General features: G+C 58.7%; 12 protein-coding genes. 6 read left to right on the forward strand and 6 right to left on the reverse strand.

Features of this window, described 5'->3' with window-relative positions; all coding sequences use genetic code 11:
- The first annotated feature begins 55 nt into the window (after positions 1-55).
- Positions 56-259 (forward strand): hypothetical protein, encoded by a 204-nt coding sequence (locus tag J0X15_RS11835; protein ID WP_206940896.1) that lies wholly within the window; start codon positions 56-58, stop codon positions 257-259.
- Between the two features lie 863 nt (positions 260-1,122).
- Positions 1,123-2,403, forward strand: a complete 1,281-nt coding sequence (gene tyrS / locus J0X15_RS11840) for a tyrosine--tRNA ligase (RefSeq protein WP_206940898.1) — start codon at positions 1,123-1,125, stop codon at positions 2,401-2,403.
- A gap of 110 nt (positions 2,404-2,513) precedes the next feature.
- On the opposite strand, the gene J0X15_RS11845 is transcribed toward tyrS, so the two are convergent.
- A complete protein-coding gene (locus tag J0X15_RS11845) occupies positions 2,514-3,410 on the reverse strand; it encodes a hypothetical protein (protein ID WP_206940900.1) in 897 nt (298 codons plus the stop codon).
- 193 nt (positions 3,411-3,603) lie between these two features.
- On the opposite strand from J0X15_RS11845, the gene bla reads away from it, so the two are divergent.
- Positions 3,604-4,518: a class A beta-lactamase gene (gene bla, locus J0X15_RS11850; protein WP_206940902.1), complete on the forward strand. Its 915-nt coding sequence runs from the start codon at positions 3,604-3,606 to the stop codon at positions 4,516-4,518.
- Between the two features lie 21 nt (positions 4,519-4,539).
- Here bla and J0X15_RS11855 read toward each other — a convergent pair whose 3' ends face one another.
- The 3 genes from J0X15_RS11855 to J0X15_RS11865 form a co-directional block, all read right to left on the reverse strand.
- Positions 4,540-5,715: an MFS transporter gene (locus J0X15_RS11855; protein ID WP_206940904.1), complete on the reverse strand. Its 1,176-nt coding sequence runs from the start codon at positions 5,713-5,715 to the stop codon at positions 4,540-4,542.
- 219 nt (positions 5,716-5,934) lie between these two features.
- Positions 5,935-6,681, reverse strand: a complete 747-nt coding sequence (locus J0X15_RS11860) for a hypothetical protein (protein ID WP_206940906.1) — start codon at positions 6,679-6,681, stop codon at positions 5,935-5,937.
- Positions 6,682-6,917: 236 nt separating this feature from the next.
- The gene (locus J0X15_RS11865; protein ID WP_206940908.1) at positions 6,918-8,063 is read right to left on the reverse strand and encodes a site-specific DNA-methyltransferase; all 1,146 of its coding nucleotides are present in this window, start codon (positions 8,061-8,063) and stop codon (positions 6,918-6,920) included.
- A 454-nt stretch (positions 8,064-8,517) separates the two neighbouring features.
- Between J0X15_RS11865 and J0X15_RS11870 the strand changes: the two genes are divergently transcribed.
- Positions 8,518-9,924, forward strand: coding sequence for a multicopper oxidase family protein (locus tag J0X15_RS11870; RefSeq protein ID WP_206940910.1), 1,407 nt, complete (start codon positions 8,518-8,520; stop codon positions 9,922-9,924).
- 122 nt (positions 9,925-10,046) lie between these two features.
- The gene (locus tag J0X15_RS11875) at positions 10,047-11,558 is read left to right on the forward strand and encodes an AMP nucleosidase (protein ID WP_206940912.1); all 1,512 of its coding nucleotides are present in this window, start codon (positions 10,047-10,049) and stop codon (positions 11,556-11,558) included.
- A gap of 6 nt (positions 11,559-11,564) precedes the next feature.
- Here J0X15_RS11875 and J0X15_RS11880 read toward each other — a convergent pair whose 3' ends face one another.
- Positions 11,565-12,164 carry a TetR/AcrR family transcriptional regulator gene (locus J0X15_RS11880; protein ID WP_206940914.1) on the reverse strand — a complete coding sequence of 200 codons (600 nt, stop codon included), beginning with the start codon at positions 12,162-12,164 and terminating at the stop codon, positions 11,565-11,567.
- Between the two features lie 168 nt (positions 12,165-12,332).
- Here J0X15_RS11880 and J0X15_RS11885 point away from each other — a divergent pair, with 168 nt between their 5' ends.
- Positions 12,333-12,896, forward strand: coding sequence for a carboxymuconolactone decarboxylase family protein (locus J0X15_RS11885; RefSeq protein WP_206940916.1), 564 nt, complete (start codon positions 12,333-12,335; stop codon positions 12,894-12,896).
- Between the two features lie 103 nt (positions 12,897-12,999).
- Here the strand turns inward: J0X15_RS11885 and bfr are convergent, their stop codons facing one another.
- Positions 13,000-13,485: a bacterioferritin gene (gene bfr, locus J0X15_RS11890; RefSeq protein ID WP_206940918.1), complete on the reverse strand. Its 486-nt coding sequence runs from the start codon at positions 13,483-13,485 to the stop codon at positions 13,000-13,002.
- Positions 13,486-13,511: the final 26 nt, after the last annotated feature.

Consider the following 13,511-nt stretch of genomic DNA (forward strand, 5'->3'; position numbering starts at 1 on the left):
CATGGCTCGACCATGGCATCCACGCCGTTGCCTCTCTTCCTCGGGAGACCTGAGCATGCCGCTGAGTAGCGGCATGGATCCTCGGGTCAAGCCCGAGGATGACGGCGGTGGGGAGGGGAGAAATGTGCCAATCTCTCAACCCCACCTCTCAACCCACCTCTCCATCACGCCTCACGTCTCGGGCCAACCCACCCCCTCCGTCATGCCATGGCTCGACCATGGCATCCACGCCGTTGCGCCTCCTCTCGGGGATACCTGAGTATGCCGGGATCTAACGGCATGGATCCTCGGGTCAAGCCCGAGGATGACGGCGGTGGGGAGGGGAGTGAGAAGAGGCAGGAGGCATGGGGAAAATTGGAAATCCACGTGTCGGGAGATTTATCCAATTGAAAAGGCGAAGAAATTCGCCGTTCGAATAAACTTATCCCCGTCACGGAAAACAGCGGTATTCTGGTGCAGTTCCCGCTCAACAACGGGTGCCGGGGGACCGTCCTCTGGCACGGGCGGGACGGGTTGGATCGGGAGAGCCGGAGTAACGAACCGCTTTCCGGATCAAGGCTCCTGCCCAGACGGTTGAAGCAGTCCGACCGCGCATGCATTCCCTGTTCCGACTGCCGGTGCTGGTCTCCCAGGGGAGACACCACAGAGCCGGAACCGCAGTGCGTCACGCGGGAGCTCAAAAAATTCTCGGGCGGGACGAGCTGTCTTTGCCGAAGAAACAAGTTTCAACACTGAAGCGCTGGCAAGGCCTGGCGCGTCCCGCCACTCCGTGCCCTTTTGGGCCGGTAGGCAACCGAGGACAAACCACATTCTGATCAACGCTGCAGGCCCGCCTCGCAGCGCTGTTTGTGCTGAATGGATTGGAAGATCGGATCGGCCGCCGGTTCGATTGGCTCAATTGCTGCTTGACAGCAGGATCGTCTTGTCGCAACACTCCTGCCCATGACCAAGATGACCGCGACATTCGTGTATTTTTATTATGTGACCTCCATACCGGCGGCTACGTAGGATCTTGCTCACTTAAGAAACCTCCAAAAGCCGCCGCGTCAGGCGGCTTTTTGGTTTCAAAGGCATCCTGACAGGACAGGCCCCAAAAGCCCGAATGAAACAGGAATGCCGAAAATGACCAAGCACATCGTGGAAGCCGGAAAGCCGGCGACGAAACTCAAGTCCGAAGCCCTGCAGGTTCTGCTGGAGCGCGGATTGGTGCACCAATGTACCGATCTGGAAGCCCTCGATGCCCGGCTTGCAGATGGTCAGGTGACGGCCTACGCCGGGTTTGATGCGACGGCGTCCAGTCTGCATGTCGGCCATTTGATGCCGTTGATGACCATGCGCTGGCTGCAGAAACTCGGTCATAAGCCGATCCTGCTGCTTGGCGGCGGCACCTCTCAGGTTGGCGATCCGAGCTTCCGCAATGAAGCCCGCCCGCTGCTCGGTGACGAGCAGATTGCCGCCAACATCACCGGCATTCGCCATTCGGTCGAACGGCTGATCGATTTTCGTGGAGAGGACGGGGCGCGTATCGTCAACAACGCCGAGTGGTTGACCGAATTCCGCTTCCTCGAATTCCTGCGTGAGTTCGGCAGTCAGTTCACGGTCAACCGCATGATGACCTTCGACAGCGTCAAGTCGCGGCTGGAGGCACAGATGCCGCTGACCGTGCTGGAATTCTGCTACATGATGCTTCAGGCGGTGGATTTTCTCGAGCTGTCCCGACGTCATGACTGCGCCTTGCAGGTCGGTGGATCCGACCAGTGGGGCAACATCATCAACGGCGTCGAGCTGGGGCGCAAAGGCGATGGCAAGCAGCTCTTCGGCTTGACCGTTCCGCTGATCACCACCGCTTCCGGCACCAAGATGGGCAAGACGGCTGCCGGCGCTGTCTGGCTTCACCCTGAGCATCTTTCGCCCTTCGGCTTCTGGCAGTTCTGGCGCAATACTGCTGATGCGGATGTGCCGCGTTTCTTGCGTCTTTTCACCGAGCTGCCGATGAGCGAAGTCTTGCGCTTGTCTTCACTTGAAGGGGCAGAACTGAACGAGGCGAAGAAAATCCTGGCGACCCAGGTGACGGCCATTGTTCACGGAGCGGAAGAGGCCCGCCATGCCCGCGAGCAGGGCGACAAGCTGTTTGCCGGTGAGGGCGATCTGGCCGAGCCGACCCATCATATGGACCTGAGCCATCTGGCCGATGGTTTGGGCCTGCTGCAGTTGCTGGTTCACGTCGGCTTTGCCCAGACCACAAGCGAGGCCTGGCGCCTGGTCGAGGCCGGTGGCGTGCGGCTGAATTCTCAGGTGATCGAAGACCCGCGGCGCAAGATCTCGGTTGGCGATCTGAAGGTGGACGATCAACTTTCCCTGGCCGTGGGAAAACGCCGCAAGGCGCTTCTGGCTTTCCGGTAAAGCGCAACAGACAGCCGCCGGGCCAAAGCCGTGTGAGAGCTGCTCCCCGCCAGACCTCACACGGCTTTGGCCGTTGGTTTTCTCCATTGGCCCTCATTGGAACGGTCAACTCAGACGAAGCTCATGATCATGGCGCGAACCAGGGCGGACTGATCCTCCGGTGTTGGGAACATCTTCACCGGGAAATACTGCACATTGGACATGATCGGCACGGTGATCGACCGGCCGCGCGGAGCGAGATCCACCGCGATGGACTGCGGCGACTGACCCAGCTGCATCAGTTGCACCAACATGCCGGGGAAGTTCTGATCGTAGAACTCTGCGACGGTTGGTGCAGTCAGCAGCACATGACCGGTGTGAAAGTTGGTGGAATTTCCACTGCTTGCGTCGACCACCGACATCGGATGGTATTCGTTCAGGGTGATTTGCTGGTCACCGCCGACAAAGCACCCGGCGAGGCTTCCATCGGTGACATAGGCAACGGCCTTGTCCAGGTGGGGTTGCTGAGCTGCAGCGGCATTGTGCTGCTGCACCTGGGCGGTCGTCAGCGTCGCGCCCTGGGTCAGAGCGGTGATGGCGTTGGCAATGTTGGCCGCAGAATTCCCCAGGTCGCGGAAAACGATATTGCCGTTGTTCTGCTGGTTCCAGGTAAAGGTCCGGGTGCTGTCCCAGTCGCCGGTGTAGATGCCGACTGTTCGCGTCTGATGGCGCAATAAAGCAAAGCCGTCCTTGTGCAGCGGCCGCAGGCGCGCGAACTCACCGGTAGCATTCATGTAGTAGGTGCTGGGCACACGATCCGGATTGAAGCCGTCGCGCTGAGCATTGAGCGTGGCGCTGCCGAATAGGCGGTTGGCGGGGGAGATGGTGGCAATCGGGGTGGCGGTCGGCATTTCAAGATCCTCGTCTGGTCGGGGTTTGCCGAGGTCGGGGGAAGAGGGGGAGTTTCTCCCCCCGCCATGCACGATCAGCCGGGCCACGAGGGCGATTTCCAGCAGAGACAGGGCCATGGTGTTTTCCCTTCAGGGATCCTTCGGCGGGTTTCGGGAGTTTGCACAAGAGGACGCCCGGATCGCCAAAACGTGATCCGCCCCATTTCCGATCTTGAAGGTCTGTTGCCAGACAGGTGCTTTCAGGAAACAGTGACCATCGCGCTTTCATCCGCGCCATCATTTCCAGTCAACCCACAGGTACCCCACCGCAATGAGAAGCTTTTTCCGCTCTTTTCCCCTCTCCCGTTTCGGCAAGGGCTTGGCGGTCTTCATCGGCTGCACCACCCCCGCCCTGTGGTCGGGAGCCGTTTACGCCGACAGCTTTCAGGCCAGGGCTTTGCCAGGTGAAGTCGCAGCGGTGGAAGAAAGCTTGCAGGCTCGCGTCGGCGTTTCGGTCGTTGATGCCAAGGGCAGCAAACTCTGGCAGCACAATGCCGATCAGCGGTTTCCTTTCAACAGCACTTTCAAGGCCTTTGCCTGCGCGGCCCTGCTGTACAAGGCAGATCACAAGCTGGTGGATCTGCGCAGTGCGGTGAAGATCGAGGACGCGGATATTGTCCCCCATTCGCCTATCACCAAAAACCGGGTCGGCGGGCTCGGCATCACCCTGGACGGGCTGTGCAATGCGGCCATGACGGTCAGTGACAACACGGCGGCAAACATCATATTGGATGCGGTTGGCGGGCCTGAAGGCTTTACCGCTTTCATGCGGGACATCGGCGCGCAAAAGTCCCGGCTGGACCGAACCGAACCGGAGTTGAATGAAGCCCGTCCGGGAGATGAGCGTGACACAACCACGCCGTTGGAGTCCTCATCCACCCTGGCGCGTCTGGTGTTCGGCAATGTGCTGGAACCGGCAACCACGGCCAAGATGACGGCCTGGCTGGTCGGCAACCAGGTGGCCGGCGATCTGGTGCGCGCTGGGGTTCCCAAGGGCTGGAAGGTTGGTGACCGGACCGGCGCTGGTGGATATGGATCCCGCTCGATCATTGCCGTGGTCTGGCCGCAAGACCATGTCCCAGTGGTCATCGCGATTTATCTGACCGAGACCAAGGCCTCTTTCAAGCAACGCAACAAGGCGATTGCGCAAATCGCTGAAGCCTTGGCGAAAGACCTGCGCAACTGACGGTCCATATCACGGCTTGGTTCAGGCGTGAGACGCCGCAAGCCGGGCCTTTGCCTTTGCCCATTGGCGCAAGGTCAGGGCAAAAATCAGCCCGGAAAGCGCCATCCCGGCACCGGCCAGTGCAACAGCCGGATAGCCGAGGCCGGCATCGATGACGCCCCCGCCGAGAGCCGCCCCGATGGCGTTGCCCAGATTGAAAGCACCCTGGTTCATGGCCGAGGCCAGGTTCGGGGCATCGGCGGCCTCTGTCACGACCTTCACCTGCAGGGGAGGAACCAGAGCGAAGGTGGCCATTCCCCAGAAGAAGATGATCGGCACAACGGCCCAGGCAATGTCCATGGTGAAGGAAAACAGGACCAGAAGCACCGCGACGCTGAGAAGCGAACCGATCAACGTGCCGTCCATGGAAATGTCGGACAGTCGACCACTCACCAGATTGCCGATGGCAAGTCCGGTGCCATAGACGACCAGCATGGCAGTGACGAAGCCAGCTGACGCCCCGGTTTCTTCCTTCAGGATCGGTGCGATATAGGTGAAGACGACAAACATCGCGCTCGAGGAGACCACGGTCAGCAGCAGCACGGAAAGCACATTGCCTCGTACCAGCACCTTCAGCTCCGCCATCATGTCGGCTTTCACTTCCGACTTCATCGGCGGCAGCGAGAAGCGCAGGGAGACCATCGCGATCAGGCCAATGACAGCAGTACCGAAAAATGCCGGCCGCCAGCCGATGGTCTCACCAACCAGAGTGGCCAGCGGCACGCCGCCGATGGTGGCAATCGTCAGGCCGGTGAACATGGCTGAGACCGCGCTGGCGCGCTTGTGCGGTGGAACGATGGAGGCAGCAACAACTGCGCCGACACCGAAGAACGCCCCATGGTTGAAGGAGGTGACGACACGGCTGATAAGCAAGGTCATGTAGCTGTCGGCAAATGCCGACATCAGGTTGCCGATGGTGAAAAGCGCCAGGCAGAGAAGCAGAAGGCTGCGCCGTCCCATCCGGGCAAAGCCCAGTGTCATCAGCGGCGCCCCGATCAACACGCCGATGGCATAGGCACTGACCAGCATGCCGGCGCGCGGGATAGAGACCCCGAGATCGTCGGCAATCACCGGTAACATCCCCATCGGGGAAAACTCGGTGACGCCAATACCGAAGGCGCCGATCGCAAGCGCGATCAGGGGAGGGTTTATCTTCATGAGGGGGCGTCCGTGGTGTCACGTCTAGAAAATTCTGTGCGCCAGGCGATGCCTTGACCGGTCCTGTTCGCAAGTGCCCAGCTTTGCACTGGAACGAAAAATGATGCAATGCCGCAAACCGTGGTTTCAGACTACAACTGTCTCGCGGCGGGCGCACATGGTCGACGGCAAAGGCCGTCGGCGTGAGGCTGGCATCCGGGGAGCAGACCTTGGAAATTCCTAGAAAGAGAGAATGGCCTGTCCCAGCGATTCTAGGTTTTCTTCCGACTGAGTGATCTTCAGATCGTCAAATTCGTAGCTGCCCTTCCCGAAGGCCCCGATTCCGACGCCGTTGAGGGCATGCCGTCGTTCGATATTCGGGACGCGCAGCACCTCCTCGCCATTGACGCTGAAGATATGGGTGTCTTCGGTTCGCACGTAGGAAATCCGGTTGTCGGCGCCCATCTTGATGGCTGGATGTCGGGCGCGCGTGGCCGGTTGTAAATTACGGCCCATCTTGCGCAGAAGATGGTAGTTGCCGTTTCCGTCCACGACGAAGAGCCAATAGTGGCCCGACATTCCAGAGCCGATCAGCACGCCCGCGCCGCCCCGGCCCCTGGTTTGAGCCTTAACGGTGACGGAGATATCGGCTCCGTTCACGGCAAAGAGGCGTATGCCATCGTCATAAGCGATCCAGGGAATATCAAGGAAATGCGTGCTGTTCGGATGCTGGGTGTTCTTCCAGACCATCCGGTGGCCATCGGTCGAGAAGGACCAGTATTTTTTGGCGTGACGGTCCCGCCATGTCGGATCGGTCGGCTTTTCGACAAACCGTCCGCCAATGACTTCATCGATGGTCTTGTTGTCGAATGTCTCCAGATAGACATGCTGCGTATCAGGCAGCATTCCGCGAACGGTGAGGACAAGGCAGAGCAGCGCTACAGCCGCAAAAGTGTAGATTTTCGTTGTAGAGTTCCAGCCTGACATCAAGTCCGTCCACTAGGGTGCAATGACCTTCTTCCTACACCAGTAGGTGTACTTGACGTAGCGACTTTTGACAGTGGGGTTAACGCGGTAGAAATGCCCGGCAGCGTTGGCGGAATCCTGTGCATCTGGGGTTTGGAGGCATGTTGAAAACAGAAAAAAGCCCGGCTCTTCGAAAAGAACCGGGCTAAGTCAGTCTAATCCCGCGGGGATCGCGAGGTGTTTACCCGTTGCTCTGCTTATACGCGCAGACGGGATCTGATCTCGGTTCGCAAGTCGTCAATCGGTGACAGTTTGCGGCCATTCTTGATGTGCCAGTAGGTCCAGCCATTGCACGATGTCTGCCCCTGCACCATGGCACCAACCTTGTGGATGGAGCCGGTGAAGCCGCCGGATTTCAGAGAGCCATCCGCCCGAACCACGGCCAGATGCTTGCCATTGGCAGATGACAACTCGGCGCCCGGTTCGATCATCCCGCTTTCGAGCAGATTGCCGAAAGGGATACGCGGCTCGGCGCGTTTGCCCTTCTGCATTTCCAGACTGGCGCCCTCTGCGGTGTCGATCGCAGCGATGCGAGCCGTGGCTGCATCGATATAGTCTTGTTCTCGCTCGACACCGACGTAGTGTCGGCCGAGTTTTTTCGCCACGGCGCCGGTGGTTCCAGTGCCGAAGAAGGGGTCGAGCACTACATCGCCCGGATTGGACGAGGCGGTAAGCACCCGGTAAAGCAGGCTCTCCGGCTTTTGGGTCGGATGGACCTTGTCGCCCTGATCGTCCTTCAGCCGTTCTGAACCGGTACACAAGGGGAGGTGCCAGTCGGAACGCATCTGAAGATCGTCATTGAACGTCTTCAGGGCATCGTAGTTGAAGGTCGGCTTGGCCGTCTTCGACTTGGTTGCCCAGATGATGGTCTCGTGAGCGTTGGTAAACCGCATGCCTCGGAAGTTCGGCATCGGGTTGGACTTCAGCCACACGATGTCGTTCATGATCCAGAAGCCGAGATCCTGAAGGATCGCGCCAACGCGGAAGATGTTGTGATAGGAGCCGATCACATACAGTGAGCCGTCGTCCTTCATCACGCGACGGACTGACAGAAGCCAGGCGCGGGTGAAGTCATCATAGGCTTCGAAACTTTCGAACTGGTCCCAGTGATCGTCACAGGCATCCACCTTTGACTGATCAGGCCGGTGCAGATCGCCGCCCAGCTGTAGATTGTAGGGCGGGTCCGCGAAGACCAAGTCTACCGATTTCGACGGCAACTTGTTCAGGGCGGCTACACAGTCGCCCTTCATGATGGTGTCGAACCAAGCCGGATCTTTCGACGCGGCAGGCTCAGGATTTGTGTGGGGTGCCACAGGGGACACCCCGGTACGCAGAACTCTCATTGCGACGCAATACCTCACGCAATTTCAAGTGTCATGGTTACCGAGTTTGGTAAATCAGGCGTTAAGTCGCTGGGTCAAAAATTACTTCTAAATCAATAGTTTGTTTACATTGGTAAAAGCTTTAAGGGAGGTTAACCGAGTGTCCCATGCAAATCCGGCGGAAACAGGCAGTTTTTTCCCGGTGGCCGCTCGAAAGGCGGTGATCAATGGTTAAATCGGGTGGTCTGATCTGGGACAAAACTTTCTCAGGATTTTTTCCCAGGCCCGACGCGAAACTTGTCTGTGCGCCCATGCCGCACAAACAGAGCTTGAATCTCCAGGGTGCGTTTACGATAAATCTGAGACAGGAAATCAGGTTTCGGACAACGACTGTCATGTGTCTCGGCCACGGCAGTTGCAGCGGACGCCCCTCCTCGGTCTGAAACTCGTGAATGAGAAAGCAGAGATATCCCCCATGTCCATAGTGTCGCGCCGCGAATTGTTGATCGGAGGCGGAGCTGTTGTCTCGGCAGCTGCCGCCGGTGGGCTGACGGCAGCCCGCGCCACCGCACCGGACCTGACCCTGCCCATCGCCCCCCACCGCGCAGCGATCATGCCGGGGACCGTCACCGAGGGCATGATGAGCTTTGCCGACGGTGGCTTGCCGCCGGTCATTCGTCTCCAGCAGGGTGTGACTGCGCGCATTGATGTGGTCAACAAATTGAAGGAAGCTTCGATTGTCCACTGGCATGGGCTACGGGTGCCCAATGGCATGGATGGCGTGCCCTATCTCACCCAGCGACCGATCGAGGCGGGTGACAGCTTTCGCTATGAATTGACCTCGCATGACGCCGGCACCTATTGGTATCACCCCCATTGCAACACCCTGGAGCAGATGGCGCGCGGCCTGACGGGCGTTCTGGTAGTGGAGGAAGCGGAGCCGGTGGGCTTCGATCAGGACCTGCCGTTGAACCTGAGGGATTTCCGGCTCGGGCGGGATGGACAGTTCATCTCTCTGTTCAAGCCCAGAAGTGCCGCACGTGGCGGAACGCTCGGCACGGTCTCAACGGTTAATTGGCAGGAGCAGCCTGTCTATGATCTTCCGGCGGGAAGTCTGACAAGGCTGCGGCTTGCGGTCACCGATGTGACCCGCGTCGGCACGTATGATCTGGTGTCCGGCGATACACCGCTTGCCATGGATGATGCCAAGGTCATCGCGCTGGACTCCAACCCGCTGCCGATCCCCATTGGCGCGTCGAATATTCTGATTGCACCGGGACAACGCGCCGATGTTGCCTTGCGCGTGCCCGATCGGGAAGGTGAGGAGGTTCTGCTGACCAGGCGAACTTCCAAAGGGCCAAAGGTGCTGGCCCGCTTCCGGGCTGTTGGCCCAAGTGCAGGGCGCACCTTGCGTGAGCTGAAACCGCTGCCACTCAATCCGATTGCCGAGCCAGACCTGGCCAATGCCGAGGTGATCGACTTCCTCTTCGGCTGGTCGCCGGAAGGCGCTCCTCCGGTCGCCAGCATTTGTGGAACGCTTGGCTATACCTTCTGGTCCATCAACCGTGTCGCCTGGGAAGGCGACACGCCAGACCCGATTGCGCCGCTGGCGGTGATGAAAAAGGGCAAGAGCTATATTCTGCGGCTGCGCAATGAAACGCCGAACGATCATCCCATCCATCTGCACGGCATGACCTTCCGCCTGCTGCGTTCCAACAAGCGCCCGCTGCCGCAGCTTCTCACGGATACTGCCCTGCTGCGCGAAGGAGAGACGATGGAAGTGGCGCTGGTGGCCGACAATCCAGGCGACTGGGCCTTTCATTGCCACGTGATCGAACATCAAAAGACCGGTCTGACCGGCTATCTTTGTGTCGAGGCATAGGCAACATAAAACGGCGGCGCGGGTTGTTGAAACTGTCGGAAAAACTTCAAGAAAGCGGGATTGACCTAAGGTCTCTTGGCAAGGATGCTGATGGAGATAACAACAAGAATCTGGAGCCTTGAATGAGCATCGCATCCTACTTTGGGGGAACCGCCTCCACCCGGTCCTTAGAGCTTTCTCCTGAATTTCCCTTCGAGCCTTTTGACGACGCCGACAAGGCCGTCGACCGGCTGATCGAGATCTTTGAAACCAACACGGCGTTTCTCAGAAACGCGTTTCAGGACCTGATCGGGGGCAAGGACAAGCCAGGGCGGGTGCGGGCTTTTTATCCGGAAGTGAGGATGGAGACGGAGAGCCATGCGCGCCTCGACAGTCGGCTTGCCTACGGCTTCGTCTCCGGTCCGGGACAGCATGCCACCACCATCACCCGGCCGGATCTGTTTCGTGACTATCTCAAGGTGCAGATTTCGCTGCTGATGAAGAATCATGAGACGCCTGTTTTGATTGGTGCGTCGGACATGCCTATTCCGCTTCATTTCGCTTTCTATGACGGCACACACGTGGAGGGCGGCGCGGCGGCGGCCAATCTGGAATTGCCGCTGGCAGACTTCTTTGACCTGCCGGACCTGTCGGTGATGGACGATTCCATTGCCAATGGCACTTATGAGTCCACCAATGGTGTGCTGCCGCTGGCGTCCTTTACGGCTCCGCGGGTAGATTATTCACTCCACCGCCTGCAGCATTATACAGCGACGGCTGCCGAGCACTTTCAGAACTATGTGCTCTTCACCAACTATCAGTTCTACATTGATGAATTCTGCCGCATGTCGCACGAGCTTTTAGGGGATCCCGACAGTGGTTACGAGGCCTTCGTCGAGCCGGGCAATCTGACAACACTTGCCGGCGGTGTTGAGCCTTCCAGCGGCGTCGCCCCGGCCAAATTGCCGCAAATGCCGGCCTATCATCTGAAGCGCAAGGACAGCGCCGGCATCACCATGGTCAATATCGGTGTCGGCCCCTCCAACGCCAAGACCATCACCGACCATATCGCCGTGCTGCGGCCGCATGTCTGGCTGATGCTTGGTCATTGCGCAGGTCTGCGCACCAGCCAGAAGCTCGGCGATTACGTACTGGCCCATGGCTATGTGCGTGAGGACAACGTGCTCGACAAAGATCTGCCGACCTGGGTTCCGATCCCGCCTCTGGCCGAGGTGCAGGTCGCGCTGGAAGATGCCGTGGCCGAGGTCACTGGCTATGACGGCTACGAGTTGAAACGGGTCATGCGGACGGGCACCGTCGGCTCCATCGACAACCGCAATTGGGAACTCTGGGACCAGAAGGGCATCGTCCAGCGGTTTTCGCAATCGCGTGCCATTGCGCTGGACATGGAATCCGCGACGATCGCCGCCAACGGTTTCCGCTTCCGGGTGCCTTACGGGACGCTGCTGTGCATCTCCGACAAGCCGCTGCACGGCGAGCTGAAACTGCCGGGCATGGCGACGGATTTCTACAAGCGCCAGGTCTCGCAGCATCTGGAAATCGGCATTCGCGCTCTGGAACAACTTCGTAATATGCCACCCGAAAGCCTGCATTCCCGCAAACTCAGAAGCTTCGCCGAAACCGCGTTCCAGTAGAGCGGCCTATAAAGTCTGGCGCAGGGCTTCCAGCTCTTGCGCCAGCTCTTCAGCCGAGTTCATGAGGTCCGCCGCCGGCACACCGCGATAGGCTTCGATTTTCAGCGAGGTGAGGTCGGACTGAAAACGGCGGGCCAGCCGCTGCGGATTGGCGGTCTGGGGCAATTCTCCCAGATCAATTGCCTTTTGGAAGGCGGCGGCCATTTCCGCCTCCATCTGATCCAGATAACCGCCGGCCTGACTGGCGATGGCTGGTTCCTCCGCCGTGGTGTTGAGTAGCGTTTTGACCAGCATGCAGGCCCGGCATTTCGGATTGTCTTGTTGCAGGGTGCCGAGACTTCGCAGGAAGTCGGCGAGCCCGCCCAACGGCGAAGACGCCTGCTCCATTGCGGCGCGGAATTCGTCGTAGTTCTTTTCGAAATACCTTTTCAGCGCCAGGGAGAACAATGTCTCCTTGTTGGTGAAAGCCGCATAGATACTGCCGGGCTTCATTTTCAAGGCAGCCTCGAGATCTTTCAGGGATGTGGCGTGATAGCCCCGCTCCCAGAAGAGCAGAAGTGCGGCATCCAGCGCTTTCTCGCGGTCATAAGGTCGTTGGCGTTCCATGATTTCTTATAAATAGGGGAGTTGTGCCGGGTTGTCTTCCCGAACTTCCAACTTGCTTTTCTCACGTTTGAGTGATCGCTCAAATATGATATTGAGTGATCACTCAAAGTCGCCATATACGTCCTGTCAACGAAACGGCGTCCGCGCCAAATCAGAAGGACATCGATCATGACCGAATTCACACTGCACGATCTGGAAAGCGCACCTGAAGCCAGTAAGCCGCTGCTGGAGAAATCCAACACAGCCTATGGCATGATCCCGGGCTTGCATGCCGTCATGGCAGAAGCACCGGGCCTTCTGGAAGCCTATCAGACCGTTCATCAGCTGTTTACGGAGTCGAGCTTCGACAAGGACGAGCTCACTGTCGTCTGGCAAACAGTCAATGTAGAGAATGAGTGCCATTACTGCGTTCCCGCCCATACAGGCATTGCCAAAAGCATGGGCGTCGATGACGCCATCACTAATGCCTTGCGGGATCAGGCGCCGCTTCCGAATGCCCGCTTGGAAGCCCTGCGTGATTTCACGTTGAGCCTCGTGCGTGATCACGGCAATGTTTCCGACCAGAACGTTCAGGCGTTCCTCGATGCCGGTTTCACTCGGCAGAACATCCTCGAAGTGGTCCTCGGTTATTCGCAGAAGATCATGTCCAACTACACCAATCATCTGGCCAACACGCCAGTCGACAAGCCGTTCCAGAAGTTTGCGTGGTCCCGGGACGACGCCGCAGCCTAAGCCGCTTGCGGCCGACCTCAAACGTATAGATGGCAAACAAAAAACGCGGCCTCGTCGGAGGTCGCGTTTTTGAATTTCATGTCGATGGGGCGACTAAGGGGCCTTATTCGGCTTCGTCAGCCGGAGCCGCGTTGAGCTGGCCGTAGCGTTCGACGCCAATCTTTTCCAGAAGCTCAAGCTGCGTTTCGAGGAAGTCGATGTGGCCTTCTTCGTCCATCAGCAGCTGTTCGAACAGCTTCATGGAGACGTAGTCGCCTTCTTCGTTACAGATGTCGCGGGACTTCGTGTAGGAAGCGCGCGCATCATATTCGCCAGCGAGATCGCACTCGAGAACTTCCTTGATGTCCTGGCCGATCCGCAGAGGCGCGAGCTTCTGCATGTTCGGGTGGCCCTGAAGGAAGATGATGCGGTCGGTAATCTTGTCCGCGTGCTGCATCTCTTCGATGGATTCTTCGCGTTCCTTCTTCGCCAGCCGGGCAAAACCCCAGTCGGCAAGAAGGCGGTAGTGCAACCAGTACTGGTTGATTGCGCCAAGTTCCAGGAACAGGGCCTCATTCAACCGTTCGATAACTTTTTCATTGCCCTTCATGGCAGTAGCCTCCGCTTTGAGGTCTC

This window comes from Roseibium limicola, from assembly GCF_017313085.1.
Taxonomy (GTDB): domain Bacteria; phylum Pseudomonadota; class Alphaproteobacteria; order Rhizobiales; family Stappiaceae; genus Roseibium; species Roseibium limicola.